The sequence below is a fragment of the Vibrio cidicii genome (genome assembly GCF_009665415.1).
In the GTDB taxonomy this organism is placed as follows: Bacteria; Pseudomonadota; Gammaproteobacteria; order Enterobacterales; family Vibrionaceae; genus Vibrio; species Vibrio cidicii.
The window spans coordinates 2014141-2039618 of sequence record NZ_CP035921.1 but is presented as its reverse complement, the minus strand read 5'-3'; the positions used below and the strand labels follow the sequence as shown (position 1 = coordinate 2039618).

43 protein-coding genes are annotated in these 25478 nt (G+C 46.8%); 2 read left to right on the top strand and 41 right to left on the bottom strand.

What is annotated here, in order from left to right; all coding sequences use genetic code 11:
• Window positions 1–18 precede the first annotated feature (18 nt).
• The 38 genes from EWA64_RS10435 to fkpA all read right to left on the bottom strand — a co-directional run bounded on the left by EWA64_RS10435 (window position 19) and on the right by fkpA (window position 22133).
• Entirely contained in the window at window positions 19–1011 is a 993-nt protein-coding gene (locus tag EWA64_RS10435) for a DNA-directed RNA polymerase subunit alpha (protein WP_039430778.1), read from the bottom strand.
• Between the two features lie 24 nt (window positions 1012–1035).
• Complete coding sequence (gene rpsD / locus EWA64_RS10430; protein WP_039430781.1) at window positions 1036–1656, bottom strand: 30S ribosomal protein S4; 621 nt, start codon at window positions 1654–1656, stop codon at window positions 1036–1038.
• Window positions 1657–1683: 27 nt separating this feature from the next.
• Window positions 1684–2073 (bottom strand): 30S ribosomal protein S11, encoded by a 390-nt coding sequence (rpsK, locus tag EWA64_RS10425; RefSeq protein ID WP_001118870.1) that lies wholly within the window; start codon window positions 2071–2073, stop codon window positions 1684–1686.
• An 18-nt stretch (window positions 2074–2091) separates the two neighbouring features.
• Window positions 2092–2448 carry a 30S ribosomal protein S13 gene (rpsM, locus tag EWA64_RS10420; protein WP_039430953.1) on the bottom strand — a complete coding sequence of 119 codons (357 nt, stop codon included), beginning with the start codon at window positions 2446–2448 and terminating at the stop codon, window positions 2092–2094.
• Between the two features lie 147 nt (window positions 2449–2595).
• Entirely contained in the window at window positions 2596–2709 is a 114-nt protein-coding gene (rpmJ, locus tag EWA64_RS10415) for a 50S ribosomal protein L36 (protein WP_000868186.1), read from the bottom strand.
• Window positions 2710–2750: 41 nt separating this feature from the next.
• Entirely contained in the window at window positions 2751–4085 is a 1335-nt protein-coding gene (gene secY, locus EWA64_RS10410) for a preprotein translocase subunit SecY (protein ID WP_039431014.1), read from the bottom strand.
• 20 nt (window positions 4086–4105) lie between these two features.
• Entirely contained in the window at window positions 4106–4540 is a 435-nt protein-coding gene (gene rplO, locus EWA64_RS10405; RefSeq protein ID WP_061893312.1) for a 50S ribosomal protein L15, read from the bottom strand.
• Window positions 4541–4545: 5 nt separating this feature from the next.
• A complete protein-coding gene (rpmD, locus tag EWA64_RS10400) occupies window positions 4546–4722 on the bottom strand; it encodes a 50S ribosomal protein L30 (RefSeq protein WP_005379565.1) in 177 nt (58 codons plus the stop codon).
• Window positions 4723–4729: 7 nt separating this feature from the next.
• A complete protein-coding gene (rpsE, locus tag EWA64_RS10395; RefSeq protein ID WP_011078816.1) occupies window positions 4730–5233 on the bottom strand; it encodes a 30S ribosomal protein S5 in 504 nt (167 codons plus the stop codon).
• A 14-nt stretch (window positions 5234–5247) separates the two neighbouring features.
• The gene (rplR, locus tag EWA64_RS10390) at window positions 5248–5601 is read right to left on the bottom strand and encodes a 50S ribosomal protein L18 (protein WP_039440276.1); all 354 of its coding nucleotides are present in this window, start codon (window positions 5599–5601) and stop codon (window positions 5248–5250) included.
• A 9-nt stretch (window positions 5602–5610) separates the two neighbouring features.
• Entirely contained in the window at window positions 5611–6144 is a 534-nt protein-coding gene (gene rplF, locus EWA64_RS10385; protein ID WP_045571748.1) for a 50S ribosomal protein L6, read from the bottom strand.
• Between the two features lie 12 nt (window positions 6145–6156).
• Window positions 6157–6549 carry a 30S ribosomal protein S8 gene (rpsH, locus tag EWA64_RS10380; protein ID WP_039440281.1) on the bottom strand — a complete coding sequence of 131 codons (393 nt, stop codon included), beginning with the start codon at window positions 6547–6549 and terminating at the stop codon, window positions 6157–6159.
• Between the two features lie 29 nt (window positions 6550–6578).
• Window positions 6579–6884 carry a 30S ribosomal protein S14 gene (gene rpsN / locus EWA64_RS10375; protein ID WP_039431064.1) on the bottom strand — a complete coding sequence of 102 codons (306 nt, stop codon included), beginning with the start codon at window positions 6882–6884 and terminating at the stop codon, window positions 6579–6581.
• Window positions 6885–6901: 17 nt separating this feature from the next.
• Complete coding sequence (rplE, locus tag EWA64_RS10370; protein ID WP_039431067.1) at window positions 6902–7441, bottom strand: 50S ribosomal protein L5; 540 nt, start codon at window positions 7439–7441, stop codon at window positions 6902–6904.
• 26 nt (window positions 7442–7467) lie between these two features.
• Window positions 7468–7785 carry a 50S ribosomal protein L24 gene (gene rplX, locus EWA64_RS10365; RefSeq protein WP_045571749.1) on the bottom strand — a complete coding sequence of 106 codons (318 nt, stop codon included), beginning with the start codon at window positions 7783–7785 and terminating at the stop codon, window positions 7468–7470.
• Window positions 7786–7799: 14 nt separating this feature from the next.
• Entirely contained in the window at window positions 7800–8171 is a 372-nt protein-coding gene (gene rplN, locus EWA64_RS10360) for a 50S ribosomal protein L14 (RefSeq protein WP_039431069.1), read from the bottom strand.
• 163 nt (window positions 8172–8334) lie between these two features.
• Window positions 8335–8589 carry a 30S ribosomal protein S17 gene (rpsQ, locus tag EWA64_RS10355; RefSeq protein ID WP_039440288.1) on the bottom strand — a complete coding sequence of 85 codons (255 nt, stop codon included), beginning with the start codon at window positions 8587–8589 and terminating at the stop codon, window positions 8335–8337.
• Entirely contained in the window at window positions 8589–8780 is a 192-nt protein-coding gene (gene rpmC / locus EWA64_RS10350) for a 50S ribosomal protein L29 (protein ID WP_004398465.1), read from the bottom strand. The genes rpsQ and rpmC overlap by 1 nt, the downstream gene beginning before the upstream one ends.
• Complete coding sequence (rplP, locus tag EWA64_RS10345; RefSeq protein WP_004728605.1) at window positions 8780–9190, bottom strand: 50S ribosomal protein L16; 411 nt, start codon at window positions 9188–9190, stop codon at window positions 8780–8782. Before rplP ends, rpmC begins: the two co-directional genes overlap by 1 nt.
• An 11-nt stretch (window positions 9191–9201) precedes the next feature.
• Complete coding sequence (gene rpsC, locus EWA64_RS10340; RefSeq protein ID WP_045571751.1) at window positions 9202–9903, bottom strand: 30S ribosomal protein S3; 702 nt, start codon at window positions 9901–9903, stop codon at window positions 9202–9204.
• Between the two features lie 18 nt (window positions 9904–9921).
• Window positions 9922–10254 (bottom strand): 50S ribosomal protein L22, encoded by a 333-nt coding sequence (gene rplV, locus EWA64_RS10335; protein WP_005528535.1) that lies wholly within the window; start codon window positions 10252–10254, stop codon window positions 9922–9924.
• A gap of 10 nt (window positions 10255–10264) precedes the next feature.
• Entirely contained in the window at window positions 10265–10543 is a 279-nt protein-coding gene (gene rpsS, locus EWA64_RS10330; protein WP_011078827.1) for a 30S ribosomal protein S19, read from the bottom strand.
• A gap of 21 nt (window positions 10544–10564) precedes the next feature.
• Entirely contained in the window at window positions 10565–11389 is an 825-nt protein-coding gene (rplB, locus tag EWA64_RS10325; RefSeq protein ID WP_045571752.1) for a 50S ribosomal protein L2, read from the bottom strand.
• Window positions 11390–11405: 16 nt separating this feature from the next.
• Window positions 11406–11708 carry a 50S ribosomal protein L23 gene (gene rplW, locus EWA64_RS10320; RefSeq protein ID WP_039440295.1) on the bottom strand — a complete coding sequence of 101 codons (303 nt, stop codon included), beginning with the start codon at window positions 11706–11708 and terminating at the stop codon, window positions 11406–11408.
• The gene (gene rplD / locus EWA64_RS10315) at window positions 11705–12307 is read right to left on the bottom strand and encodes a 50S ribosomal protein L4 (protein WP_039431099.1); all 603 of its coding nucleotides are present in this window, start codon (window positions 12305–12307) and stop codon (window positions 11705–11707) included. Before rplD ends, rplW begins: the two co-directional genes overlap by 4 nt.
• 16 nt (window positions 12308–12323) lie before the next feature.
• Window positions 12324–12953, bottom strand: a complete 630-nt coding sequence (rplC, locus tag EWA64_RS10310; RefSeq protein ID WP_045571753.1) for a 50S ribosomal protein L3 — start codon at window positions 12951–12953, stop codon at window positions 12324–12326.
• 14 nt (window positions 12954–12967) lie between these two features.
• Window positions 12968–13279 (bottom strand): 30S ribosomal protein S10, encoded by a 312-nt coding sequence (gene rpsJ, locus EWA64_RS10305; protein ID WP_004410492.1) that lies wholly within the window; start codon window positions 13277–13279, stop codon window positions 12968–12970.
• Between the two features lie 459 nt (window positions 13280–13738).
• Window positions 13739–14212, bottom strand: coding sequence for a bacterioferritin (bfr, locus tag EWA64_RS10300; protein WP_061893311.1), 474 nt, complete (start codon window positions 14210–14212; stop codon window positions 13739–13741).
• Between the two features lie 77 nt (window positions 14213–14289).
• Window positions 14290–14478 (bottom strand): (2Fe-2S)-binding protein, encoded by a 189-nt coding sequence (locus EWA64_RS10295; RefSeq protein ID WP_082796319.1) that lies wholly within the window; start codon window positions 14476–14478, stop codon window positions 14290–14292.
• 322 nt (window positions 14479–14800) lie between these two features.
• On the bottom strand, window positions 14801–15985 hold the full coding sequence (tuf, locus tag EWA64_RS10290; RefSeq protein WP_065819404.1) for an elongation factor Tu: 1185 nt from the start codon (window positions 15983–15985) through the stop codon (window positions 14801–14803).
• A gap of 153 nt (window positions 15986–16138) precedes the next feature.
• On the bottom strand, window positions 16139–18238 hold the full coding sequence (fusA, locus tag EWA64_RS10285) for an elongation factor G (protein WP_039431130.1): 2100 nt from the start codon (window positions 18236–18238) through the stop codon (window positions 16139–16141).
• A gap of 75 nt (window positions 18239–18313) precedes the next feature.
• Window positions 18314–18784, bottom strand: coding sequence for a 30S ribosomal protein S7 (rpsG, locus tag EWA64_RS10280; protein WP_011079316.1), 471 nt, complete (start codon window positions 18782–18784; stop codon window positions 18314–18316).
• Window positions 18785–18896: 112 nt separating this feature from the next.
• The gene (gene rpsL, locus EWA64_RS10275) at window positions 18897–19271 is read right to left on the bottom strand and encodes a 30S ribosomal protein S12 (protein WP_039436813.1); all 375 of its coding nucleotides are present in this window, start codon (window positions 19269–19271) and stop codon (window positions 18897–18899) included.
• Window positions 19272–19447: 176 nt separating this feature from the next.
• Window positions 19448–19723 (bottom strand): sulfurtransferase complex subunit TusB, encoded by a 276-nt coding sequence (gene tusB, locus EWA64_RS10270; RefSeq protein WP_061896036.1) that lies wholly within the window; start codon window positions 19721–19723, stop codon window positions 19448–19450.
• Window positions 19724–19732: 9 nt separating this feature from the next.
• Complete coding sequence (tusC, locus tag EWA64_RS10265; RefSeq protein WP_061896035.1) at window positions 19733–20089, bottom strand: sulfurtransferase complex subunit TusC; 357 nt, start codon at window positions 20087–20089, stop codon at window positions 19733–19735.
• A complete protein-coding gene (tusD, locus tag EWA64_RS10260) occupies window positions 20086–20481 on the bottom strand; it encodes a sulfurtransferase complex subunit TusD (RefSeq protein WP_061896034.1) in 396 nt (131 codons plus the stop codon). The genes tusC and tusD overlap by 4 nt, the downstream gene beginning before the upstream one ends.
• Entirely contained in the window at window positions 20478–21200 is a 723-nt protein-coding gene (locus EWA64_RS10255; protein ID WP_039431150.1) for a helix-turn-helix transcriptional regulator, read from the bottom strand. The genes tusD and EWA64_RS10255 overlap by 4 nt, the downstream gene beginning before the upstream one ends.
• Before the next feature lie 150 nt (window positions 21201–21350).
• Window positions 21351–22133, bottom strand: a complete 783-nt coding sequence (gene fkpA, locus EWA64_RS10250; protein WP_039439288.1) for an FKBP-type peptidyl-prolyl cis-trans isomerase — start codon at window positions 22131–22133, stop codon at window positions 21351–21353.
• A 129-nt stretch (window positions 22134–22262) separates the two neighbouring features.
• On the opposite strand from fkpA, the gene EWA64_RS10245 reads away from it, so the two are divergent.
• On the top strand, window positions 22263–23243 hold the full coding sequence (locus EWA64_RS10245) for a WD40 repeat domain-containing protein (RefSeq protein WP_061896033.1): 981 nt from the start codon (window positions 22263–22265) through the stop codon (window positions 23241–23243).
• A 1-nt stretch (window position 23244) separates the two neighbouring features.
• On the top strand, window positions 23245–23472 hold the full coding sequence (locus EWA64_RS10240) for a SlyX family protein (protein WP_039436824.1): 228 nt from the start codon (window positions 23245–23247) through the stop codon (window positions 23470–23472).
• 44 nt (window positions 23473–23516) lie between these two features.
• On the opposite strand, the gene EWA64_RS10235 is transcribed toward EWA64_RS10240, so the two are convergent.
• The 3 genes from EWA64_RS10235 to EWA64_RS10225 form a co-directional block, all read right to left on the bottom strand.
• A complete protein-coding gene (locus EWA64_RS10235; RefSeq protein ID WP_061896032.1) occupies window positions 23517–24458 on the bottom strand; it encodes an isoaspartyl peptidase/L-asparaginase family protein in 942 nt (313 codons plus the stop codon).
• A gap of 134 nt (window positions 24459–24592) precedes the next feature.
• Entirely contained in the window at window positions 24593–25183 is a 591-nt protein-coding gene (slyD, locus tag EWA64_RS10230) for a peptidylprolyl isomerase (protein WP_061896031.1), read from the bottom strand.
• 93 nt (window positions 25184–25276) lie between these two features.
• On the bottom strand, window positions 25277–25477 hold the full coding sequence (locus EWA64_RS10225) for a YheV family putative zinc ribbon protein (RefSeq protein ID WP_061896038.1): 201 nt from the start codon (window positions 25475–25477) through the stop codon (window positions 25277–25279).
• Between the last annotated feature and the right edge of the window lies 1 nt (window position 25478).

Here is a 25478-nt window from a genome sequence, read left to right as displayed (position 1 = left end):
CCTTCTAACTAGTATCGATTAATCTTCAGCGATTGATGCAGGTGGCCAATTTTCTAGGCGCATGCCCAGAGACAGACCACGTGACGCCAGTACGTCTTTAATCTCAGTAAGAGATTTCTTACCAAGGTTTGGCGTTTTAAGTAGCTCAACCTCGGTACGTTGTACTAGATCACCGATGTAGTGAATCGCTTCTGCTTTCAAACAGTTAGCAGAGCGAACTGTTAGTTCAAGATCGTCTACAGGACGGAGTAGGATCGGATCGAATTCTGGCTTCTCTTCCTTCTCCTCAGGAACTCGTACATCACGAAGATCTACGAATGCATCCAACTGCTCAGCAAGAATTGTTGCCGCGCGGCGAATAGCTTCCTCAGGTTCTAGAGTACCGTTGGTTTCCATATCGATAACAAGCTTATCGAGGTCAGTGCGCTGTTCTACACGAGCTGCTTCAACGGCGTAGGCAATTTTGTCTACTGGGCTGAAAGTAGCATCGACAAGTAGGCGACCGATTGGACGCTCATCTTCTTCAGTATGGATACGAGCTGAAGCTGGAACATAACCACGACCACGTTCTACTTTGATACGCATTGCGATCTCAGCATTGTCATCGGTTAAATGACAAATAACGTGTTCAGGGTTAGCGATCTCTACATCACCATCATGGGTGATGTCACCTGCAACCACAGGGCCCGAGCCTGATTTATTCAGTGTAATGAACACTTCATCTTTGCCTTCGGCAACGCGCACAGCCAAACCTTTAAGGTTTAGAAGAATTTCAAGAATATCTTCCTGAACACCTTCTTTAGTACTGTACTCGTGAAGTACGCCTTCAATTTCTACTTCTGTCACTGCACAACCAGGCATAGAAGAAAGCAGAATACGGCGAAGTGCATTACCCAGAGTATGGCCGAAACCACGCTCTAATGGCTCAAGAGTTACTTTTGCGTGGGTCGAGCTGATCTGTTCAATGTCAACTAGACGTGGCTTAAGAAATTCTGTTACAGAACCCTGCATTGTGTCCTCTCTTTAGTTTAAACCTTACTTAGAGTAAAGCTCGACGATCAATTGTTCGTTGATGTCAGCTGACAGGTCAGAACGCTCAGGCATACGCTTGAATGTACCTTCCATTTTGCCGCCATCTACTTCAATCCAAGTTGGTTTTTCGCGTTGTTCAGCAACTTCTAGAGCCGCTTTAATACGAGCTTGCTGTTTAGCTTTCTCGCGAATTGAAACAACGTCGTTAGCCGCTACTTTGAAAGAAGGAACGTTTACAACTTTACCGTTAACTAGGATAGCTTTGTGGCTAACCAGCTGACGCGCTTCTGCGCGAGTTGCGCCAAAGCCCATGCGGTAAACTACGTTATCAAGACGACCTTCAAGAAGCTGAAGTAGGTTTTCACCAGTGTTGCCTTTCAGGCGAGCAGCTTCTGCGTAGTAGTTACGGAATTGTTTTTCTAGAACGCCGTACATACGACGTACTTTTTGCTTCTCACGAAGCTGAACGCCATACTCAGATAGACGACCGCGACGAGCGCCGTGTACACCTGGTGCGTTATCAATTTTACACTTGGTATCGATCGCGCGAACACCAGACTTAAGGAATAAGTCAGTGCCTTCGCGACGGCTAAGCTTCAGCTTAGGACCCAAATATCTTGCCATGATTCTTCTCCAATCTTCCTAGAAACGTTAAACGCGACGTTTCTTCGGTGGACGACAACCGTTATGAGGGATTGGTGTAGCATCAACGATGTTTGTGATGCGGAAACCAGCTGCATTCAGTGCGCGAACAGTAGATTCACGACCTGGACCAGGACCCTTAACCATAACTTCCAAGTTCTTTAGGCCATATTCTTTAGCCATTTCAGCACAACGCTCAGCAGCAACCTGTGCAGCGAACGGAGTAGACTTACGAGAACCACGGAAACCTGAACCACCTGCAGTTGCCCATGCAAGAGCGTTACCTTGACGGTCAGTGATGGTTACGATTGTGTTATTGAAAGAAGCATGGATGTGCGCAACGCCATCCGCAACTTGCTTGCGTACGCGCTTGCGCGCGCGAGTTGGTTGTTTAGCCATTGTACTCTACCTTCCCGATTATTTCTTGATCGGCTTACGCGGACCCTTACGGGTGCGAGCGTTGGTTTTAGTACGCTGTCCACGTAGAGGTAGACTGCGACGATGACGAAGACCACGGTAACAGCCAAGATCCATTAGGCGCTTGATGTTCATGGAAACTTCACGACGTAGATCACCTTCTACAGTGTATTTAGCTACACCATCACGCAGTTGATCGATCTGCTCTTCAGTTAGTTCACTGATCTTAACATCTTCAGCAATACCCACTTCAGCTAAGATAGCTTTAGAGCGAGTTTTGCCGATACCGTAGATCGCTGTTAGAGCGATTACAGCATGTTTCTGATCAGGAATGTTAATGCCTGCAATACGGGCCATTATTCACTCCTAGGTTTCATAAAAGAATTATCCGCAGCAAAGCCCGTGATGGATACGCTGCGGGATACTACTTCTTTTGCACGCAAAAGGTAGGCCGAGGAATATACTCGACACTACCTTATATTTCAAGTAAAAATTTCTGCTGAATTAGCCTTGGCGCTGTTTGTGCTTTGGCTCACTGCAAATCACGCGAACAACACCGTTACGCTTGATTACTTTACAGTTACGGCAGATTTTTTTAACGGAAGCACGAACTTTCATTGCTAAACTCCGTAATTGAAACTGCTGAGTCTATTACCGAATTAACGGCCATAGCCCTTCAGATTCGCTTTCTTCAACACAGACTCATATTGATGAGACATCATATGTGTCTGTACCTGTGCCATAAAATCCATGATAACAACCACTACAATTAGTAGTGATGTTCCGCCGAAGTAGAAACGAACGTTCCACGCGACCATCATGAACTCCGGAATCAGACAGATAAAGGTAATGTAGAGCGCACCAGCTAAGGTCAAACGCGTCATCACTTTATCAATGTATTTGGCTGTCTGCTCACCTGGGCGGATACCGGGTACGAATGCACCAGACTTCTTCAGGTTATCTGCTGTTTCACGCGGGTTGAAAACCAACGCCGTATAGAAGAAACAGAAGAAAATAATTGCTGCTGCATACAACATTACATACAGAGGCTGACCTGGGCTAAGAGCCAAAGACACGTCAGTTAGCCAACCGAACGCGCTGCTTTCACCATTTTGGCCAAACCACTGCGCCAATGTTCCTGGGAACAAAATAATGCTTGATGCGAAAATCGCAGGAATCACACCAGCCATATTTATTTTCAATGGCAAATGTGAACTCTGGGCTGCAAATACTTTACGACCTTGTTGACGCTTTGCATAGTTAACAACAATACGTCGTTGACCACGCTCCATGAAAACAACGAAATAAATGACTGCAAAAGCCAGTACTGCAATTAACAGCAGAAGAAGTACATGCAATTCACCTTGACGCGCTTGCTCGATTGTTTGTCCGATTGCCTGAGGCAATCCAGCAACAATACCTGCAAAAATCAGCAACGAAATGCCGTTACCAATTCCTCGCTCTGTAATTTGTTCACCTAACCACATTAGGAACATGGTACCGGTTACTAAACTCACGGTTGCAATAAGCGTAAACATGGTTTGATTGATAACAACCAGATTGTCGACCATGTTTGGTAAGCCCGTTGCAATACCAATAGCTTGGAAAGTTGCAAGTACAAGCGTGCCGTAGCGTGTATATTGGCTGATCTTACGACGGCCTGCTTCACCCTCTTTTTTGAGTTCCGCTAACGCTGGATGAACTACTGTTAGCAACTGAACAACTATCGATGCCGAAATATACGGCATGATGCCCAGAGCTAGAATAGATGCACGCGAAAGTGCACCACCGGAGAACATGTTAAACATTTCAACGATGGTGCCTTTTTGCTGTTCGAACAAATCGGCAAGTACAGCAGCGTCAATACCAGGAATCGGCACAAAAGAGCCAGCTCGGAATACTAAAAGTGCACCAATTACGAATAATAAGCGCGACTTCAGTTCACTTAAGCCGCTCTGAGCACTACGAAAATCTTGTCCTGGTTTTTTAGCCATCTGTACCTCGTTCCTCGAGATTATTCCTCGATTTTACCGCCTGCAGCTTCGATTGCAGCTTTAGCGCCTTTAGTCACACGTAGACCTTTCACAGTCACCGCTTTGCTAAGCTCGCCAGAAAGAACAACTTTAACAAATTCGATGTTCTTAGTGATGATGTTAGCCGCTTTTAGGCTGTTTAGATCTACTACGTCACCAGATACTTTCGCCAGCTCTGCTAGACGAACTTCAGCTGTCACTAGACTCTTACGAGAAGTGAAACCGAACTTAGGTAGACGTTGTTTCAGAGGCATTTGACCGCCTTCAAAACCTGGACGAACTTTGCCGCCAGAACGTGACTTTTGACCTTTATGGCCACGACCACCAGTTTTACCGAGGCCTGAACCGATACCACGACCTAGGCGCTTCTTAGAAGGCTTAGAACCCGCAGCCGGTGATAGAGTATTCAAAAGCATTATGATTACTCCTCAACTTTAACCATGTAGTAAACTTTGTTGATCATACCGCGAATACACGGTGTATCTTCAAGTTCTACAGTGTGGTTGATTTTACGAAGACCTAGACCGCGCAAAGTAGCTTTGTGCTTAGGCAGGCGACCAATTGAGCTTTTAGTTTGAGTTACTTTAATAGTTGCCATGGTGTTCTTACTCCGAAATAGCTTCAACAGTTAGACCACGTTTAGCAGCAACCATTTCTGGTGACTTAACGTCTACTAGTGCATCAATCGTTGCACGAACGATGTTGATTGGGTTAGTAGAACCGTACGCTTTTGACAGTACGTTGTGTACACCAGCAACTTCTAGTACTGCACGCATCGCACCACCTGCGATAACACCAGTACCTTCTGCAGCAGGCTGCATGTAAACTTTAGAGCCCGAGTGGCGACCTTTCACTGGGTGGTGAAGAGTGCCTTCGTTAAGCGCGATAGTAACCATGTTACGACGCGCTTTTTCCATTGCTTTTTGGATCGCTGCAGGTACTTCACGTGCTTTGCCGTAACCGAAACCTACGCGACCATTACCGTCACCAACTACAGTCAGTGCAGTGAAGCTCATGATTCGACCGCCTTTAACCGTTTTAGAAACACGGTTAACTGCGATTAGCTTTTCTTGCAAATCATTCGCTTGAACTTGTTGTTCTTTAGCCATCTTCCAACCCTACCTTAGAATTTCAGACCAGCTTCGCGAGCAGAATCTGCTAGCGCCGCTACTCGACCGTGGTATTGGAAACCAGAACGATCAAATGCAACTGCAGTTACGCCTTTCTCAAGAGCGCGCTCTGCTACAGCTTTACCCACTGCTTTAGCCGCATCGATGTTACCAGTGTATTTCACTTGCTCACGGATCGCTTTTTCTACAGTAGAAGCTGCTGCGATAACCTCAGAGCCGTTTGCCGCAATAACTTGAGCATAAACGTGGCGAGGAGTACGGTGTACTACCAGGCGAGTTGCACCAAGTTCTGCAATCTTACGACGTGCACGTGTAGCACGACGGATGCGAGATGCTTTCTTATCCATAGTGTTACCTTACTTCTTCTTAGCTTCTTTACTACGCACATTTTCATCTGCGTAACGAATACCTTTGCCTTTGTAAGGCTCAGGTGCGCGGTAAGAACGGATGTCTGCCGCAACTTGACCCACTAACTGCTTGTCACAACCAGTTAGTACGATCTCAGTTTGGCTTGGACACTCAGCTTTAATACCCGCTGGCAACTCGTGCTCAACTGGGTGAGAGAAGCCAAGAGTCAGGCCTACCGCATTGCCTTTAATTGCAGCACGGTAACCAACACCCTTAAGAGTTAGCTTCTTAGTGAAGCCTTCAGTAACACCAACAACCATGTTGTTAACTAGAGCGCGAGCAGTACCTGCTTGAGCCCATGCGTTAGCAACACCTTCGCGAGGACCGAAAGTTAGCTTGTTTTCTTCCTGAGCGATAACTACTGCGTTGTTTAGAACGCGAGTTAGTTCACCTTTAGCACCTTTAACGGTAACTTCTTGGCCGTTCAGTTTCACCTCTACGCCAGCTGGAATAGCGACAGGTGCTTTAGCAACACGAGACATATTCTACTCCTATTAAGCTACGTAGCAGATGATCTCACCACCAAGACCTGCTTTACGAGCAGCACGGTCTGACATCAGACCCTTGGAAGTGGAAACAATAGCAACACCTAGACCACCCATTACAGATGGCAGCTCGTCTTTCTTCTTGTAGACGCGCAGACCTGGACGTGAAACACGCTTCAGTTGCTCGATTACTGGTTTAGCTTGGAAGTACTTAAGAGTTACTTCTAGCTCAGGTTTTACGTCGCCTTCAACAGCGAAGTCAGCGATGTAGCCTTCAGCTTTAAGTAGTGCAGCAATTGCAACTTTCAGCTTTGAAGAAGGCATTTTAACAGCAACTTTGTTTGCTGCCTGACCGTTACGAACACGGGTCAGCATATCCGAAATCGGATCTTGCATGCTCATATGATTTACTCCAAATGATTAAGTGGCAATTACCAGCTAGCCTTACGAAGTCCAGGAATCTCGCCTTTCATGCAAGCTTCACGAACTTTGATACGGCTCAGACCGAATTTACGTAGGTAACCGTGTGGACGACCAGTTTGGTTACAACGGTTGCGCTGACGTGACGCACTTGAATCACGTGGAAGAGTTTGCAGTTTTAGAACCGCATTCCAACGATCTTCTTCTGATGCATTTACATCGCTGATGATAGCTTTTAGAGAAGCACGCTTCTCAGCGAACTTAGCTACTAGCTTTGCACGTTTTACTTCACGTGCTTTCATTGATTGTTTAGCCATAACAGTAACCCTTCACCTTACTTACGGAATGGGAAGTTAAAGGCAGCCAGCAGAGCACGGCCTTCCTCATCAGTACCAGCAGACGTCGTAATAGTGATGTCTAGGCCGCGTACACGATCAACTTTATCAAAGTCGATTTCCGGGAAGATGATTTGCTCGCGAACGCCCATGCTGTAGTTACCGCGACCGTCAAAAGACTTAGCGTTAACACCACGGAAGTCACGTACACGTGGAAGAGCGATAGAGATTAAACGCTCCATAAAATCCCACATACGTTCGCCACGCAAGGTTACTTTACAACCGATAGGGTAGCCTTCACGGATTTTGAAACCTGCAACAGATTTACGCGCTTTAGTGATAAGAGGCTTTTGACCAGAGATCGTTGCCATATCAGAAGCTGCGTTTTCTAGCAGTTTTTTATCGTTGATAGCTTCGCCAACACCCATGTTCAGGGTGATTTTCTCGATTCTAGGGACTTGCATGACGCTTGTGTAACCGAACTGTTTGGTCAGTTCAGCGACTACAGACGACTTGTAGTAATCATGCAGTTTCGCCATAGTAGAACTCCAAATTACTTTCTAAATTAGTTAGAAACGGTTTCACCGTTTGACTTGAAGAAACGAACCTTTTGGCCGTCTTCAAAACGGAAACCGACACGGTCAGCTTTACCAGTTGCAGCGTTGAAGATAGCCACGTTAGAAACGTCGATTGCTGCTTCTTGCTCTACGATACCGCCTTGGATACCTAGTGCAGGAACAGGTTTCTGGTGTTTCTTAACAAGGTTGATACCTTCAACGATAACTTTACCAGTTGCTAGAACCTTAGTTACTTTACCTTTCTTGCCTTTATCTTTACCAGCAAGAACGATTACTTCGTCATTACGACGGATTTTAGCTGCCATTATATTGCCGCTCCTTACAGAACTTCTGGAGCCAGTGAAACGATCTTCATGAACTTATCGCCACGAAGTTCGCGAGTCACAGGACCAAAGATGCGTGTACCGATAGGTTGTTCACTGTTGTTGTTCAACAGTACACAAGCGTTTCGGTCGAAGCGAATGACAGAACCGTCTGGACGACGTACGCCTTTACGGGTGCGAACTACCACCGCCTTCAGTACATCACCTTTCTTAACTTTACCGCGTGGAATTGCTTCCTTAACAGTAACTTTGATGATGTCACCGATGTGTGCATAACGACGGTGAGAGCCACCCAGAACCTTAATACACATTACGCTGCGAGCGCCTGAGTTATCAGCTGCGTCCAGCATACTTTGCATTTGGATCATGTTAGTGCTCCGCTAAATATTAAAAAACTAGACCCTCTCGGGTCGGGCTGCCTCTTTATAAGGGACGCGAATTGTACCACCCTTTTTTGTGATTGGGTAGTCAAAAAATAAACGGCTCCAAAAAATAATTTTGGAGCCGTTCGCGTTCACAGAAGAGGTAAGATTAAATCTTCGCCTTTTCTACAACTTTTACCAAAGTCCAAGATTTAGTCTTAGACAATGGACGACACTCACGAATTTCAACGGTGTCGCCAATGCCACATTCGTTGTTTTCGTCGTGTGCGTGAACTTTAGTCGTGCGCTTAACGAATTTACCGTAGATAGGGTGCTTCACCATGCGCTCGATAGCAACAACAATAGACTTGTCCATTTTGTCACTAACAACACGACCTTGTTGAGTACGAATTTTGTCGCTCATTATGCGCCTGCCTTCTCAGTCAAAACAGTTTTCACACGTGCGATATCACGGCGTACAGCTTTCAGAGTATGAGTTTGCTGTAGTTGACCAGTTGCTGCTTGCATGCGCAAGTTGAACTGTTCACGTAGCAAATTCAATAGCTCAGCGTTAAGCTCTTCAACGCTTTTTTCGCGTAGATCTAGTGCTTTCATCACATCACCTGCTTAGTTACAAATGTAGTCTTGAATGGCAGTTTGCGAGCCGCTAGGCGGAACGCTTCACGCGCCAATTCTTCAGGTACACCATCAACTTCGTACATAACCTTACCAGGTTGGATTTGGGCTACCCAGTACTCAACGTTACCTTTACCCTTACCTTGACGAACTTCAAGTGGTTTTTCAGTGATAGGTTTGTCTGGGAACACACGGATCCAGATTTTACCTTGACGCTTGATGTGACGCGTCATAGCACGACGTGCAGCTTCGATTTGACGAGCAGTCAAACGACCACGGCCAACAGCTTTAAGACCAAAAGAACCAAAGCTTACTTCAGTACCTTTAGCTAGACCGCGGTTACGACCAGTATGAACCTTACGGAACTTAGTACGTTTAGGTTGTAGCATCTGTCGACTCCTTACTTACGGCCTTTACGCTGCTTCTTAGGCTTGTCAGCCTTTGGCTCTGCAGCTTCAGTTGCTGCTGGCATACCGCCTAGGATCTCACCTTTGAAGATCCAAACTTTAATGCCGATTACACCGTATGTGGTGTGAGCCGAAGAAGTTGCGTAATCAATGTCTGCACGTAGAGTGTGTAGAGGCACACGGCCTTCACGGTACCACTCAGAACGTGCGATTTCAGCGCCGCCTAGACGACCGCTTACTTCCACTTTGATACCCTTAGCACCTAGACGCATTGCGTTTTGTACCGCACGCTTCATAGCACGACGGAACATTACACGACGCTCTAGCTGAGACGCGATGCTGTCACCAACAAGTTGCGCATCTAGTTCAGGCTTACGTACTTCAGCGATGTTAATTTGCGCTGGTACACCTGCAATTTTTGCTACAGCTGTGCGTAGTTTCTCTACGTCTTCACCTTTCTTACCGATGACAACACCTGGGCGAGCTGTGTGAATAGTCACACGGATGCTCTTAGCAGGACGCTCGATAACGATGCGTGATAGAGACGCTTTAGCCAGTTCTTTAGTTAGGAACTGACGTACCTTGAAGTCGCCGTCTAGGTTGTCAGCGAAATCTTTGGTGTTAGCAAACCATGTAGCATTCCAAGGCTTAACGATGCCTAGACGAATACCATTAGGATGTACTTTTTGACCCATTGCTTACTCTCCTAGTCTCTAGCGATCTGCTACAACAACAGTGATGTGGCTTGAACGCTTCAAGATACGATCCGCACGACCTTTAGCACGAGGCATAATACGCTTCATGGTTGGGCCTTCATCTACAAAGATTTTTGCGACATTCAGATCGTCAATATCCGCACCTTCGTTGTGCTCCGCGTTAGCGATAGCAGACTCTAGAACTTTCTTAACTAGTACAGCCGCTTTTTTGTTGCTGAAAGTTAGGATTTCAAGAGCTTGGTCAACAGATTTACCACGAATTAGATCCGCAACTAAGCGAGCTTTCTGAGGCGAAATGCGAGCAAAGTTATGTTTAGCAATAGCTTCCATTATTTACTCCTTAACGCTTCTTAGCTTTCTTATCCGCAGCATGACCGCGGTAAGTACGTGTTGGTGCGAATTCCCCCAGCTTGTGACCGATCATTTCTTCGGTAACGAAAACTGGAACGTGCTGACGACCATTATGGACAGCGATGGTCAAACCGATCATCGTAGGGATGATCATTGAACGACGGGACCAAGTCTTAAGTGGCTTTTTGTCTCCGCTTTCCACCGCTTTCTCTACCTTCTTCAGCAAGTGTAGGTCAATAAATGGACCTTTCTTGAGAGAACGTGGCATGGCGATTCCTCTTTATATAGATTACTTGTTACGACGACGTACGATGTACTTGTCAGTGCGTTTGTTGCTACGAGTCTTGTAGCCTTTAGTTGGCATACCCCAAGGTGAAACTGGGTGACGGCCACCAGAAGTACGACCTTCACCACCACCGTGTGGGTGGTCAACCGGGTTCATTACCACACCGCGAACGGTTGGACGAACACCGCGCCAGCGAGATGCACCCGCTTTACCAAGCTCACGAAGCATGTGCTCAGAGTTACCAACTTCACCGATCGTTGCGCGGCCTTCAGAAAGAACTTTACGCATTTCGCCAGAACGCAGACGGATAGTTACGTAAGAACCATCACGAGCTACTAGCTGAGCGTAAGCACCCGCTGAACGAGCCAACTGTGCACCTTTACCAGGAGTTAGTTCAACACAGTGAACGGTAGAACCCACTGGGATATTGCGCATTGGTAGAGTGTTACCCGCTTTGATCGGCGCATCAACGCCAGATTGGATAACGTCACCCGCTTGCAAACCTTTTGGTGCAATAATGTAACGACGCTCACCGTCTGCGTACAGAACTAGAGCGATGTTTGCGCTACGGTTTGGATCGTATTCTAGACGCTCAACTTTCGCTGGGATGCCATCTTTAGTACGTTTGAAGTCAACTACACGGTAGTGGTGCTTGTGACCGCCACCGATGTGACGTACTGTGATACGACCGTTGTTGTTACGACCACCATTCTTAGAGTTTTTCTCTAGAAGAGGTGCGTATGGCTTACCTTTGTACAGGTCAGCATTTACGATTTTAACAACGTGACGACGACCAGCCGAAGTCGGCTTACATTTAACAATAGCCATTATTCAACTACTCCTGTTATTCCGCGCCGCCAACGAAGTCAAGATCTTGACCTTCTTTCAACGTCACGTACGCTTTCTTCACGTCTGAACGACGGCCTTGGCGTAGACCTTGACGCTTGGTCTTACCCTTAGTGATAAGAGTATTTACAGACTTAACTTCAACTTCAAATAGCTTTTCTACAGCTGCTTTGATCTCTTTCTTAGTTGCATCTTTCGCTACTTTGAAAACGATAGTGTTCGCTTTCTCAGCAGCCATAGTTGCTTTTTCAGAGATGTGCGGTGCACGTAGAACTTTTAGTAGACGCTCTTCAGTGATCATGCCAGCATCTCCTCAACTTGCTTAACTGCTGCTGCAGTCATTAGAACCTTGTTAAACGCGATTAGGCTTACTGGATCGATACCAGATGCGTCACGCACGTCAACTTTGTATAGGTTACGAGCAGCTAAGAATAGATTCTCGTCTACTTCGCCAGTAACGATGAGTACATCGTTAAGCTCAAGTTCTTTAAGCTTAGCTACTAGCTCTTTTGTCTTTGGTGCTTCTACTGAGAAGTTATCAACAACGATTAGACGCTCTTGACGAACTAGCTCAGAAAGAATGCTCTTCATCGCACCACGGTACATTTTCTTGTTTACTTTTTGGCTGTGATCTTGTGGTTTCGCAGCAAAAGTAACACCACCTGTACGCCAGATTGGGCTACGAATTGTACCAGCACGTGCACGGCCAGTACCTTTTTGACGCCATGGCTTAGCACCACCGCCAGAAACTTCTGAACGTGTCTTTTGAGCACGAGTGCCTTGACGAGCACCTGCTGCGTACGCAACAACTACTTGGTGTACAAGAGCTTCGTTGAACTCACGTCCGAAAGTAGTTTCGGAAACAGTTAGTGCGTTAGCACCTTTAACCATCAATTCCATTACTTACTCCTAGACGTTATGCTTTAACAGCTGGTTTGACGATCACGTTACCGCCAGTTGCGCCTGGGACTGCACCTTTAATAAGAAGCAGATTGCGCTCAGCGTCAACTCGTACGATCTCTAGGTTTTGAGTCGTTACACGCTCAGCACCCATGTGACCTGCCATTTTCTTGCCTTTAAATACGCGACCTGGAGTCTGACATTGACCGATAGAACCAGGAGCACGGTGAGACAAAGAGTTACCGTGAGTCATATCTTGAGTACGGAAGTTCCAGCGCTTAACAGTGCCTTGGAAACCTTTACCTTTAGATGTACCAGTAACGTCTACTTTCTTAATTTCGTTGAACAGTTCAACAGTTAGTTCTGCACCAACTTCGAACTCTTCGCCGTTTTCTAAGCGGAATTCCCAAAGACCGCGACCAGCTTCTACACCCGCTTTCGCAAAGTGACCAGCTTCTGGCTTAGTTACACGGTTAGCTTTCTTAGAACCAGTAGTAACTTGGATTGCTGCATAGCCGTCAGACTCAAGAGATTTAACTTGAGCAACACGGTTCGCTTCAACCTCAACAACTGTTACTGGGATAGAAACGCCTTCTTCAGTAAATACGCGGGTCATGCCCACTTTACGACCGATTAGACCAATCATTCTTCTAATCTCCCTTAACCTAGGCTAATTTGAACGTCAACGCCTGCAGCAAGGTCTAGACGCATCAGAGCATCAACAGTTTTGTCTGTTGGCTCAACGATGTCGATTAGACGCTTGTGAGTACGAATTTCGTACTGGTCACGAGCTTTCTTGTTAACGTGTGGAGAGATAAGAACGGTGAAACGCTCTTTACGAGTAGGTAGTGGGATTGGACCACGAACCTGTGCGCCAGTGCGCTTAGCTGTTTCAACGATTTCCGCTGTAGAAGCATCGATCAGTTTGTAATCGAAAGCTTTTAGGCGGATACGGATACGTTGGTTCTGCATGAGACAGAGCTCCAATTATTAAAAATTACACAAACAATATCGCCACTCAGACTCGCATATAGCGAGAGAATGCCGATTGATTTATGTGAAACCGTAGTACCACAATTGGGTACATTGTCAGTTAATTTTCGATTAGCATTCAGCTATCACAAGTGAAGTTGTTTACTAATTGTATTAACTGCGAACATAAGCTGAGTTTACGTTACCCTTCAAATCATTAGGATTTGTCGGCTCCTCGCTGCTCATTGGTTCACAACTGAACATGTCAGTGCGACGTATTATACAGATCACAAAACGGCTTGCAAGTACTGTTTGAAAAATAAACGTTGAATAGATGGGGGGCGTGTATCAGCTAGAGAAAAAAGGCATCGCCTAGACAAAAAGACGCTGTCTGATGTAGACACATTGTCGACATCATCTGGCCGTATGCCCTTTCAATAAATATAGGTTGGAGTTCTGCTATTCTTCGACAAACTGAGCCTGTAAGTAATTTTCTAGCCCAGTCATTTGGATTAAGCCCAGTTGTGTTTCTAACCAGTCTACGTGTTCTTCTTCATCTTCCAATATTTCTTGGAATAGATCTCTGGAGACATAATCTCTGATATCTTCCGCGTAGGCTATGGCATCTTTTAGATCCGGGATAGCCATCATTTCAAGCTTTAGGTCACACTCAAGCATCTCTTGAGTATCTTCTCCGATCATGAGTTTACCAAGATCTTGTAAATTAGGGAGCCCTTCTAAGAATAAGATACGCTCAATAAGATGATCAGCGTGTTTCATCTCGTCAATCGATTCGTGGTACTCTTTGTCCGCTAAGTGCTTCAAACCCCAGTCTTTATACATGCGAGCGTGCAGAAAATATTGATTAATAGCGACAAGCTCGTTTCCGAGTACTTTGTTGAGATGTTGAATGATGATTGGATCGCCTTTCATAACATAGCCCTCCTATTTGGCTCTATTAACTTTAGAACCAAATAAGGAAGAGTCAAAAAACTCGACACCTAACTATGTTAACTCGCCTCTCTGAAGAGAACTGGCACAATTTCGTTCATCACTTCTTTAGCGGTTCTGACACATTTACCACACTGGCTTCCCAGTGCTGTGCACTTCTTTATCCCTCTAATGTCCGTCACTCCCTCTTCCAGAACAAGTTGACGAATCTTCTTATCTGAAACACCGTGACATAAGCAAACGTACATATACAAACACAAACCTGAATTGATAACACCCACAAAGAATAAAAGAGAATCATTCTTATTTCCAGCATTATTGATTGTGTCTGATAGATCGAATTGTTATTAAAATTAGCAACAGCAAACACCCAGGCCCACTTAGGCTTGTTTTTCAATCTCCTCATACGCAAAGAAGATGTTGAAAACATTAGATATCCACGTGAAAACTCAGAGGAAAATGTCGATTTTTTTATAACTAAAACGAAAAGAGGAAGCCGAAGCTTCCTCTTTTCTTGCGCGCTGTTCTTCAAGCTGAAGAAAAGTGCAAGATTCCGTTTAACTCAGAGAATTAAGCGATGATCTTCGCAACAACACCAGCACCAACAGTACGGCCACCTTCGCGGATTGCGAAACGTAGACCTTCGTCCATTGCGATAGGTGCAATTAGCTCAACAACCATTTGGATGTTGTCGCCTGGCATTACCATTTCTACGCCTTCTGGTAGAGAGATATCACCAGTTACGTCAGTTGTACGGAAGTAGAACTGTGGACGGTAGCCTTTGAAGAATGGAGTGTGACGACCACCTTCATCTTTAGACAGTACGTATACTTCTGATTCGAACTTAGTGTGTGGAGTGATTGAACCAGGCTTCGCTAGTACTTGGCCACGTTCTACTTCATCACGCTTAGTACCACGTAGTAGTGCACCAACGTTCTCACCTGCACGACCTTCGTCTAGCAGCTTACGGAACATCTCAACACCAGTACAAGTAGTGGTTGTAGTATCTTTGATACCTACGATTGCTACTTCATCACCAACTTTCAGAATACCGCGCTCGATACGGCCAGTTACTACTGTACCACGACCTTGGATTGAGAATACGTCTTCGATTGGCATCAGGAACGGCATGTCTACTGCACGCTCTGGCTCTGGGATGTAGTTGTCTAGCGCTTCTGCTAGTTCAACGATTTTCGCTTCCCACTGCTCTTCGCCGTTTAGTGCGCCTAGTGCAGAACCTTGGATAACTGGTAGGTCATCACCTGGGAAATCGTATTCAGATAGAAGCTCACGAACTTCCATTTCTACTAGCTCTAGAAGCTCTTCATCATCAACCATGTCACATTTGTTCATGAATACGATGATGTAAGGGATACCAACCTGACGGCCTAGTAGGATGTGCTCACGAGTTTGTGGCATTGGACCATCTGTTGCAGCAACAACTAGGATACCACCGTCCATCTGTGCAGCACCAGTGATCATGTTTTTAACATAGTCAGCGTGTCCAGGACAGTCTACGTGTGCGTAGTGACGGTTTGGTGTGTCGTACTCTACGTGAGAAGTAGAGATTGTGATACCACGCTCACGCTCTTCTGGTGCGTTATCGATAGATGCGAAGTCACGTGCTTTACCACCGTAAACTTTTGACAAAGTAGTACAGATAGCTGCAGTTAGAGTTGTTTTACCGTGGTCAACGTGGCCGATAGTACCAACGTTTACGTGCGGTTTCGTACGTTCAAATTTTTCTTTAGACACGATCGTGTTCCTTCCTAGTTATGATTCGCCACGATCTCTGTTGATCATGACGCGCCAGAAATTGATATTTTATGCGCCAACGCTCGTCAGCGCAATATTTGGGCGTGTTGATCTGTAAAAAAGAGAACACTTTTTCCCAGATCTACGTCCTATTTAATAACCGCGTTCTGCAATAATTGCTTCAGCAATATTTTTAGGGACTTCAGCATACTCATGGAATTCCATTGAATATGAGGCACGACCTTGAGTTGCAGAGCGTAGGTCTGTTGCATAACCAAACATCTCGGACAGCGGAACCTGCGCGCGAATGATCTTTAGACCCGCGACGCCTTCATCCATACCTTCAATGATGCCACGACGACGATTAAGGTCGCCGACTACGTCACCCATCCAGTCTTCCGGTGTAGTTATTTCAACTTTCATCATAGGCTCAAGAATAACAGGTTGCGCTTCAAGCGCCCCCTTCTTGAATGCCATTGAACCAGCGATTTTAAACGCCATCTCGCTCGAGTCGACATCGTGGTAAGAGCCATCAAATAGTGTAGCTTTAATATCCAAAACTGGGTAACCAGCCAGAACACCACTATTCATCTGTTCTTCGATACCTTTCGCAACCGGAGCAATGAATTCCTTAGGAATGGCACCACCAACCACTTCATCAACGAAGACAAAACCTGCACCAAGTTCAGAAGGCTCGAGTTTGATCCAGACATGTCCATATTGACCACGGCCACCAGACTGGCGAACAAACTTACCTTCGACTTCTGCTTTACCACGAATGGTTTCGCGATAAGCGACTTGAGGTTTACCTACGTTGCAATCCACGCTGAACTCACGTTTCATGCGATCAACGATGATGTCCAGGTGCAGTTCACCCATACCTGAAATCAACGTTTGACCTGTTTCTGCATCCGTTTCGACACGGAATGATGGATCTTCTGCTGCCAGTTTACCTAGCGCGATACCCATTTTTTCTTGATCGGCTTTCGAGCGTGGTTCTACCGCGATCTGGATGACAGGTTCTGGGAACTCCATACGCTCCAGAATCACTTTGTGGTTAACATCGCAAAGTGTATCGCCAGTGGTAACGTCTTTGAGGCCAATCGCGGCGGCGATATCGCCCGCGCGAACTTCTTTGATCTCATCGCGCTTATTGGCATGCATCTGAACGATACGGCCAAAACGCTCTTTCTTCTGCTTAACCGAGTTGTAAACCGCATCACCCGTATTGACCACGCCTGAGTAGACGCGCATAAAGGTCAGCGTACCCACAAATGGGTCTGTCGCAATTTTAAAGGCAAGCGCGGAAAACGGTTCGTTGTCGTCAGCATGACGCTCAACTTCATTGTCGTTTTCATCCACACCTTTAATGGCTGGTACATCTACTGGTGATGGCAGATATTCGATCACGGCATCCAACACCGCTTGTACACCTTTGTTTTTAAACGCACTACCACAAGTGGCTAGCACGATTTCGTTGTTTAGTGTACGCGAGCGCAGACCTTGCTTGATCTCTGCTTCACTCAGTTCACCTTCTTCAAGGTATTTGTCCATCAACTCTTCGTTGGCTTCAGCGGCGGCTTCAACTAAGTTGTTGCGCCATTCATTTGCCAACTCAACCATATCCGCCGGGATCTCTTCATAAGTGAAGGTCATGCCCTGATCGGCTTCATTCCAGTTGATGAATTTCATCTTGATTAGGTCGATGACACCTTTGAACTCCTCTTCCGCACCAACGTTCAGTTGGATAGGAACTGGGTTCGCACCAAGACGATTTTTAATTTGTTTCACAACGCGTAGGAAATCTGCACCTGTACGGTCCATTTTGTTCACAAATACCATGCGTGGAACATGATATTTATCTGCTTGACGCCATACAGTTTCAGACTGAGGTTCAACACCAGATGAGCCACAGAACACCACCACTGCACCATCGAGTACACGAAGTGAACGCTCTACTTCGATAGTAAAGTCAACGTGTCCAGGGGTATCAATGATGTTTACGCGATGATCTTGGAATTGTGCTTCCATACCACGCCAGAAGGTAGTCGTCGCAGCCGAGGTGATTGTGATACCACGCTCCTGCTCCTGCTCCATCCAGTCCATGGTTGCCGCACCATCGTGAACTTCGCCGATTTTGTGAGAAAGGCCAGTGTAGAACAGAATACGCTCAGTTGTGGTTGTTTTACCTGCATCTACGTGAGCACAGATACCGATGTTACGGTAGCGCTCAATAGGAGTTTTACGAGCCACGATTGTATCCTCTTACTAAGGGAATCCTTAGAGTGTAGAAAAGTGCTGCGAGAGGACCTCGCAGCACAGAAGGCATTACCAGCGGTAATGAGCAAACGCTTTGTTCGCTTCTGCCATACGGTGAACGTCTTCACGTTTCTTAACAGCAGTACCTTTGTTGTCTGACGCATCTAGCATTTCAGCAGCTAGGCGAGCAGCCATAGATTTTTCACCACGCTTACGCGCAGCTTCAACCAACCAACGCATAGCAAGTGCGTTACGGCGAACCGGACGTACTTCTACTGGCACTTGGTAAGTTGAACCACCTACACGGCGAGATTTAACTTCTACCGCTGGGCGAACATTTTCAAGAGCTTCTTCAAATACAGCTAAGTGATCTTTGCCAGATTTCTCAGCCATGGTGTCTAGTGCAGTGTAAACAATTTTCTCTGCAACAGATTTTTTACCGTCAACCATAAGGATGTTAACGAATTTTGCCAGCAGTTCAGATTTGAACTTTGGATCTGGAAGGATCTTACGCTGACCAATAACGCGACGACGTGGCATGGATATTCTCCGTTGTCTTCTTCAGGTTATCCAAAACTTTTCAGTTTCTTCAAAATTAAAAATAATTTTAGTGTTTGGCCTTACTTAACGCTTCTTACTAAAAAGAAGGGAATTAAGACTTAGGACGTTTCACACCGTACTTAGAACGTGCTTGCTTACGGTTGTTCACGCCTGCACAGTCAAGTGCACCACGTACTGTGTGGTAGCGAACACCTGGAAGGTCTTTAACACGGCCACCGCGGATAAGAACAACTGAGTGCTCCTGAAGGTTGTGACCTTCACCGCCGATGTACGATGTTACTTCGAAGCCGTTTGTCAGACGTACACGACAAACTTTACGAAGTGCTGAGTTAGGTTTTTTTGGTGTAGTAGTGTAAACACGAGTACATACACCACGTTTTTGTGGGCACGCTTCTAGTGCTGGCACGTTGCTTTTAACAACTTGCTTAGCACGTGGCTTACGTACCAACTGGTTAATAGTTGCCATTAACTAGCTCCTGATTTACTTAAAGTAAGCTTTGTGAAAAATCTAGTCCCCAACCCACGTGAGCGAGTTAGGGACGCAAAATTCTATGCAGCAGTGAGAAGTGTGTCAAGAAATATGCGGATCTTTTTTGTCCAGTGCATAGGCATACTTGATGCCAGCCCTTAGAGGATAAGGACTTAGTTCCAAGTCAGTGAACTGTCATGCTTTGCGGTTAGCGCCACAAAACCAAGATAATCGACCCGTGAAAAGGTGGGACTAACTCGCTCAGCCAGGCCTCTGGCCAGTAAGTCATTATCAAGCACGTAGACATTAAGCGGGCGAATTTGTTGAAAATCTCGATGCTGCGGGTTCGCCGCATACACCGCATTTTCAATCAGAATGATCTCATCTTGCTCTGTGACAGCCGAAATAAGCTCGGCAATGGCGGAAACGGATTTGACAATGTGCAGCATATTTCTCTCTCAGAAGGTGAGCAGCTTACCGGCTTGTTGAAGTTTGGTTTGCAACTGCAGCTTATCGACTTGATGGGCTTCGATAACCAAATCAGCGAGCGCAACCCCTCGCTCTATTAGCGACTGGGTACAAACGTAGACTTGCTCGATATCATAAAGGTCAAACAGTTTCAGCATTGGTGCATAGTCTTTACTAAGAATACCCGCAGGCTGCTGCCCTTGTAAGAGCTGATAAACCCCATCCCCCATGAAAATCACACTAATGTCTTCACAGTAGGCAGAGGCGGCGAGAAGCGCATCAATGCCTTCTCGGCCAGAAGCACTGCCATGCGGCGCTGTGCGGAATAAATAGGTTAATTGACTCAAAACTGCACCACCCTATCTTGCACTAACATGGCTTCAGCGAGGCTGCCAAGCCCTGCCTGAGTAAAACCCTCGGCTAAATTATGCTGCGTTAAGGCATGCTGCTGGGCCTCTTCTTCTCCGATCACACCACGGCGAAGCGCCGCCGCGACACAAGTCTCCAGCCGCACTTTGTGCTGTGTAGCAAGCTTTTGCCATGCTTTGACCAAATCGAACTCATCATTCGCTGGCACAGTCAAGCCACTACCATTGTTGACACCCTCTTGATAGAAAAAAACGCTCACTAAGGTGTGGCCTTGTTCAATCAGAGCCTTCGCAAACTGATACGCGCTGCGCGCCGACTGCGTACCATACACTGGCCCAGTCACGACGAGGGTGTACGTCAAAGCGCTCACTTCTCATCATCCTCAGTCTTGCGTTGACGAATGTAGAGGTAGACCGTGTGTTTGGAGATATTGAGGCGATCCGCCACGCGATTGATAGCGTCTTTGATATCAAAAATGCCTTTATCAAACAGCTCCATAACGATTTGACGGTTTTTGGTGTTGTTGGAGACCGACTTGTCTGCGTTAATCTCTTCGATGGTCCGTTCAACGGTTTGATCCACCAGCTCTTCGACATCACTGGCAAAGTTGACCGATGACGCTGCTTGCTTGGCTTCTTCGGTTGGCATGAACGATTGCAGCACCTGAGAAAACGGCGCATCAAGGTTGACGTTGATACACAATAGGCCAATAACGCGATTTTCCCCATTACGAATCGCGATGGTGATCGATTTCATCAACACGCCACCTTTGGCACGCGTGAAATAGGAACGGGAAAAATTGCGCTCCGAACCCTCGATGTCCCTTAGCATTTTCAGTGCTAAATCGGTAATGGGTGAACCTACCTGACGCCCGGTATTCTCACCATTAGCAATTTTAATCGCCGACGTATTGAGATCTTCAAGTGAGTGCAGAACGATCTCACAAAAAGGGCCGATCAAACTGGCGATGCCGTCAACGACCGCCTCGTAAGATCGCAAAATGATTTTGTCGTGCTCGGTAAATGGTTTCACGTGAACGGATTCCATCTCGAGCAACATGTCCGCAGTTAATGTTTCTGTAGTTGTCACTGTTGTAGCCTTCGAGCGAAAAATCAACAAATTGCTGTAAGTTTATCAGAAATTTTGAACAGAACACCTAGCAAACTCTCGAACTAGTGACTTAGAACAAAAAAGGGCCCGAAAAAATTCAGGCCCTTGTCGATGATAAAGCGCGATAAATTACTGCGCAGCGTCACCATTTTCAATCTTCAGCAGTTCCACTTCAAACACCAGCGTTGAGTTTGCTGGGATGCTTGGTGTGTCTTGCGTGCCGTAAGCCAGTTCGGGTGGGATAACAAACTTGAACTTAGAACCCACAGGCATCAGTTGTACCCCTTCAGTCCAACCTGGGATAACACGGTTCAGCGGGAAGGTGGCTGGCTCACCGCGATCGTAAGAGCTGTCGAACTGCTCGCCGTTGGTGAGTGTGCCTTTGTAGTGCACTTGCACTGTGTCAGTGTCTTTCGGCTTCTCGCCTTCAGCTGGCGTCAGCACTTGGTAAAGCAAGCCAGATTCGGTCTTAACCACGCCTTCTTGTTTCTCAAACTCAGCACGGAACTCGTCACCCGCTTTTTTCGCTGCGTCCGCTTTTTCCGCGGCTTTCTTCTGCATGGTCTCTGCAACACGCTTATCAAGCGCTTCTAGCGCAGCACGTGTGTCGGCTTCATTCAGCTCTGGGTTACCCGCAAAGACGTGTTCGATCCCTTTAAGAACCAAATCTTTGTTCAGTGTAATGCCAATTTCGCTTGGCTTGTCTAAGCTGGCGCTTAGGTAGTTTGCAAAAGAGACACCAATTGCGTAAGCCGCTTTGTCATCTTCTGAATTAAATTGAACCGCTTTACCAGTTTCAGCCTGCACTTGCTCAACTTTTGGCGCAGCGTCTGGTTTTGCTTCTTCTTTCTGACAGCCTACCGCCAGCATAACTGTCGCTGCAAGCAGTGACACTTTTAAAACTGATTTCATTAAACTCTCCAGTTAATGGGTTAAACCATTGGTTATTGTGCACAAATCTCGTAACAGATTGGTGAAGTCCATCGTTATACCAATATACTAGTGATATGTCTTGGGACACAAACCGGAATATTAGATGTGATGCAAAGAATTTTTCATTCCTCGCTACTGTTGATTGTCATCACCGTGTTAAATGGCTGTTTTTTTTCCAAGCAGGACGTCCAACGCTGGGAGATAGAACCGCAAGGCGCCACCAGTTTCGCACTAAGCCGTGACGGGCGCTTTGCACTGCTTTATTCAACCTCTCGCCAACTGGTTCTTTGGGATCTGGTGGAAAACAAAGAACTCTCTCAGTTAGGCGCGCAAGATCCACAAGCCAACGTCGTCTCCAATATTCGCATTTCAGACAACGGTCGTTTTGCTATTACCGCAACACAAATGAACTTTGCGGTTTGGGATTTAGGCTGGACTCAAGCTCAGGGCCTCTGGTCTATCTCTGATGGCATTATTCGCGACGCCGATATCAGCAGCAATGGCGAGCAAGTGTTGCTTGGTTTGTCTAACGGCAAAGCCATTTACGTCAACTTAGTCAGCGGCAGACGCATGGAGTTCCTCGCCCATCAAGAAAAAGTCAACTCGGTCGCCCTGTCGGCCAATGGCCGCTTTGCCTTGACGGGAGGAAATGACTATAAAGCCTATTTGTGGGACACCGAAACTGGGCTGATTTTGCGCACGTTCGAACATGAAGAGCGGGTCAACCGGGTAGCGTTGCAGCGTGATGGTCAATTAGCCTTTACCTCTGATGGCGGCAATCAGGCGGTGATTTGGGACTTAACCAGTGGTGAGCAGGTGACACAGCTTAAAAGCTGGGCGCGACAGCTGATTTTCTCCACGGCGCGTTTTTCCGACGATGGCCGCTGGCTGCTCACGGGCACGCCCTCTGGGCAGGTAGCACTGTGGAACACCACCAGCGGCAAGCAGAAGGAAAGTTATGAGGTTGAGCCGCTAAAAGATGCTCGCCCACCACGCGCGGTAGTGTATGATGCCGCTTTCGATGCCAAGCGCAGAGTAATTACTGCGACATCCGCTGGCATTGCGCAAGCTTGGACACTAGAGAATTAACATGACAGACAAAACCATTGCACAATTGGAAAATCGGCTTAACGACCTTGAATGCCAGCTTGCTTTTCAGGAACAAACCATTGAAGAGCTCAATGATGCCTTGGCACAACAGCAATTATTGATCGGCAAAATGCAGCATCAGATGAAGTATATGGTTGGCAAGATGAAGAACATGGAGACGTCGAACTTGGCCGATCCAGCCAAAGAACCGCCACCGCCGCACTATTGAGAAAGAGCAAGAGCCTCGCACTTTGCAGGCTCTTGAACTTAAGGTTATTCGTCAGCGTAAATTTTCACAATCAGATTGCCCGCAACGTCTATTGAGGCGCGGTACATGCCAGAGCTGTTCATGGCAAAATGAATCTCACCGTGTGCGTCCAGTGCGATTAACCCACCTTCGCCACCCATACTTTTCAGCTCGCCTTGAATGATGTGTTCACAGGCAGTATGCACATCTTCTTTTAAATAACGCATACGCGCTGCCACATCTTCGGCCACGCGTTTACGAATAAAAAACTCCCCCACTCCCGTGGCCGATACCGCGACGACCCCATTTTCTGCCACCGTGCCACAGCCGATCAGCGCCGAATCACCGACCCGGCCATACTTTTTGTTGGTCACACCACCAGTACTGGTTGCGGCGGCAAGGTTTCCCTGCGCGTCCAGCGCCACAGCCCCCACAGTGCCATGCTTTTTATCATCCGGATATTTGGCTTCGGAAAGGGCAAACAAGCCTTTTTCACGCATCGACAGCAGTTGCTCGTAACGGCGATCGGTAAAGAAGTAATCTTGTTCGGTGTAAGCGTGGCCCTGTTCAAAAGCGAATTTCTCCGCCCCCTCACCAATTAGCAGCACATGTGGGCTGTTTCGCAACACGTCACGTGCCAGTTCAATCGGATTTTTGATGTGACGCACTCCAGCCACCGCGCCAGCTTGCAAATCGCGTCCATGCATCAGCGACGCGTCCATTTCAACCATCTCATTGTTGGTCAGCACCGAGCCTTTTCCCGCATTAAAATGCGGTGAATCTTCCATCACTTTGACCGCGGCAACCACCGCGTCCAACGCATCGGCCCCCTCTTGCAACAGCGCGTAGCCTGCCTGTACGGCGCGCTGCAGATCGTTCAAGATCGCCTGCTTCAACTCCGCACTCATTTGCGTGCGTAAAATGGTGCCAGCGCCACCATGAATGGCGATTGAAATCGGTTTGTTCATGCTCTCAACTCAACAACTAACAAGGGACGGGTTATCTCAGCGCAGAAAAGCAAAAAGCGCAAGTTGATTACTCAACTTGCGCTTTATTATCGGTTTAACATCTCAAGGCGATCGCCTGAGAATGCCCAATACGATTAGTGAGAGCCGCAGCTACCGCCACCGCAGCAGCCATCTTTTTCACCGTGGTGGTGATGGCCATGGCCTTCGCCGCCACAACAGCCGCCTTCATGATCGTGGTCGTGACCACCACAGCTGCCACCATCTTGGTGGATATGGCCGTGCTCGATCTCTTCTGCCGTTGCTTCGCGCACCGCAATCACTTCAACATCAAAGGTCAGCGTTTGACCTGCTAGCATGTGGTTACCGTCAACCACCACTTCATCGCCATCAACTTCCGTCACTTCCACTGGGATTGGACCTTGGTCAGTGTCTGCGAGGAAACGCATGCCGACTTCGATTTGCTCAACACCTTGGAATACTTCTGCAGGAACGCGTTGAACCAGTGCATCACTGTGCTCGCCGTATGCGTCTTCTGGTGCAACAGTCACGGTGAATTTATCACCCGCCACTTTACCTTCTAGCTCGTTTTCTAGACCAGTGATCAGGTTGTTGTGACCATGCAGGTAATCCAGTGGTGCATCAGCCGTTGACTGGTCAACGACGATACCATCTTCCAGCTTAACCTGATATGCAAGGCTAACAACGACGTTCTTTTCAATTTTCATAACTACTCCAGAGAGGTCAATTTGCCTGACGAATAGATAGGTCAGGACGAAAGATCAATCCCGCTATTATGGGGATCAAATGGAGAAACACAATTATTCCGGCTTAAAAATGCCGATCATTTCCTGATCTGCGTGTTTATTTTTTTCTACAGATTTGGGCATACGCTGCTCTTTAAAATCGCATTCCACGCATTCGACCAACTCTATGTTGTTCTCTATCCACCACATTAAAGTGTCTTGCTGCTGGCAGGATGGGCAACTTGCCCCGGCAATAAAGCGTTTTTTACTTTTCATT

Bases quoted from the DNA above. Each gene is read 5' to 3' on its own strand.
- secY (WP_039431014.1), bottom strand. From the start codon at position 4,085: ATGGCTAAAAAACCAGGACAAGATTTTCGTAGTGCTCAGAGCGGCTTA.
- EWA64_RS10295 (WP_082796319.1), bottom strand. From the start codon at position 14,478: ATGTACGTTTGCTTATGTCACGGTGTTTCAGATAAGAAGATTCGTCAA.
- rplB (WP_045571752.1), bottom strand. From the start codon at position 11,389: ATGGCTATTGTTAAATGTAAGCCGACTTCGGCTGGTCGTCGTCACGTT.
- rpmC (WP_004398465.1), bottom strand. From the start codon at position 8,780: ATGAAAGCACTAGATCTACGCGAAAAAAGCGTTGAAGAGCTTAACGCT.
- rplN (WP_039431069.1), bottom strand. From the start codon at position 8,171: ATGATCCAAATGCAAAGTATGCTGGACGCAGCTGATAACTCAGGCGCT.
- rpsG (WP_011079316.1), bottom strand. From the start codon at position 18,784: ATGCCACGTCGTCGCGTTATTGGTCAGCGTAAGATCCTTCCAGATCCA.
- EWA64_RS10435 (WP_039430778.1), bottom strand. From the start codon at position 1,011: ATGCAGGGTTCTGTAACAGAATTTCTTAAGCCACGTCTAGTTGACATT.
- rpsN (WP_039431064.1), bottom strand. From the start codon at position 6,884: ATGGCTAAACAATCAATGAAAGCACGTGAAGTAAAACGTGCAAAGCTA.
- rpmJ (WP_000868186.1), bottom strand. From the start codon at position 2,709: ATGAAAGTTCGTGCTTCCGTTAAAAAAATCTGCCGTAACTGTAAAGTA.
- tusB (WP_061896036.1), bottom strand. From the start codon at position 19,723: ATGCTGCACATTGTCAAATCCGTTTCCGCCATTGCCGAGCTTATTTCG.
- rplV (WP_005528535.1), bottom strand. From the start codon at position 10,254: ATGGAAGCTATTGCTAAACATAACTTTGCTCGCATTTCGCCTCAGAAA.
- rpsD (WP_039430781.1), bottom strand. From the start codon at position 1,656: ATGGCAAGATATTTGGGTCCTAAGCTGAAGCTTAGCCGTCGCGAAGGC.
- rpsQ (WP_039440288.1), bottom strand. From the start codon at position 8,589: ATGAGCGACAAAATTCGTACTCAACAAGGTCGTGTTGTTAGTGACAAA.
- rpmD (WP_005379565.1), bottom strand. From the start codon at position 4,722: ATGGCAACTATTAAAGTAACTCAAACTAAAAGCTCAATTGGTCGCCTG.
- rpsC (WP_045571751.1), bottom strand. From the start codon at position 9,903: ATGGGTCAAAAAGTACATCCTAATGGTATTCGTCTAGGCATCGTTAAG.
- EWA64_RS10235 (WP_061896032.1), bottom strand. From the start codon at position 24,458: ATGAACAAACCGATTTCAATCGCCATTCATGGTGGCGCTGGCACCATT.
- EWA64_RS10240 (WP_039436824.1), top strand. From the start codon at position 23,245: ATGACAGACAAAACCATTGCACAATTGGAAAATCGGCTTAACGACCTT.
- rplR (WP_039440276.1), bottom strand. From the start codon at position 5,601: ATGGATAAGAAAGCATCTCGCATCCGTCGTGCTACACGTGCACGTCGT.
- rplO (WP_061893312.1), bottom strand. From the start codon at position 4,540: ATGCTTTTGAATACTCTATCACCGGCTGCGGGTTCTAAGCCTTCTAAG.
- rplC (WP_045571753.1), bottom strand. From the start codon at position 12,953: ATGATTGGTCTAATCGGTCGTAAAGTGGGCATGACCCGCGTATTTACT.
- rplX (WP_045571749.1), bottom strand. From the start codon at position 7,785: ATGGCAGCTAAAATCCGTCGTAATGACGAAGTAATCGTTCTTGCTGGT.
- rpsH (WP_039440281.1), bottom strand. From the start codon at position 6,549: ATGAGCATGCAAGATCCGATTTCGGATATGCTGACCCGTGTTCGTAAC.
- bfr (WP_061893311.1), bottom strand. From the start codon at position 14,212: ATGAAAGGCGATCCAATCATCATTCAACATCTCAACAAAGTACTCGGA.
- rpsL (WP_039436813.1), bottom strand. From the start codon at position 19,271: ATGGCAACTATTAACCAGTTGGTACGTAAGCCACGTGCTAAGCAAGTT.
- rplP (WP_004728605.1), bottom strand. From the start codon at position 9,190: ATGCTACAACCTAAACGTACTAAGTTCCGTAAGGTTCATACTGGTCGT.
- rplE (WP_039431067.1), bottom strand. From the start codon at position 7,441: ATGGCGAAACTGCATGATTACTACAAGTCGTCTGTAGTCGCTGAACTG.
- EWA64_RS10225 (WP_061896038.1), bottom strand. From the start codon at position 25,477: ATGAAAAGTAAAAAACGCTTTATTGCCGGGGCAAGTTGCCCATCCTGC.
- rplF (WP_045571748.1), bottom strand. From the start codon at position 6,144: ATGTCTCGTGTTGCTAAAGCACCTGTCGCTATTCCAGCTGGCGTAGAG.
- rpsK (WP_001118870.1), bottom strand. From the start codon at position 2,073: ATGGCTAAACAACCAACTCGCGCGCGCAAGCGCGTACGCAAGCAAGTT.
- rpsS (WP_011078827.1), bottom strand. From the start codon at position 10,543: ATGCCACGTTCTCTCAAGAAAGGTCCATTTATTGACCTACACTTGCTG.
- rplW (WP_039440295.1), bottom strand. From the start codon at position 11,708: ATGATCACTGAAGAGCGTCTACTAAAAGTTCTACGTGCACCGCACATC.
- rpsM (WP_039430953.1), bottom strand. From the start codon at position 2,448: ATGGCCCGTATTGCAGGCATTAACATTCCTGATCAGAAACATGCTGTA.
- rplD (WP_039431099.1), bottom strand. From the start codon at position 12,307: ATGGAATTGATGGTTAAAGGTGCTAACGCACTAACTGTTTCCGAAACT.
- rpsE (WP_011078816.1), bottom strand. From the start codon at position 5,233: ATGGCTAAAGAACAACAAGTTCAAGCGAATGATTTGCAAGAAAAGCTA.
- EWA64_RS10245 (WP_061896033.1), top strand. From the start codon at position 22,263: ATGCAAAGAATTTTTCATTCCTCGCTACTGTTGATTGTCATCACCGTG.
- fkpA (WP_039439288.1), bottom strand. From the start codon at position 22,133: ATGAAATCAGTTTTAAAAGTGTCACTGCTTGCAGCGACAGTTATGCTG.
- slyD (WP_061896031.1), bottom strand. From the start codon at position 25,183: ATGAAAATTGAAAAGAACGTCGTTGTTAGCCTTGCATATCAGGTTAAG.
- rpsJ (WP_004410492.1), bottom strand. From the start codon at position 13,279: ATGCAGAACCAACGTATCCGTATCCGCCTAAAAGCTTTCGATTACAAA.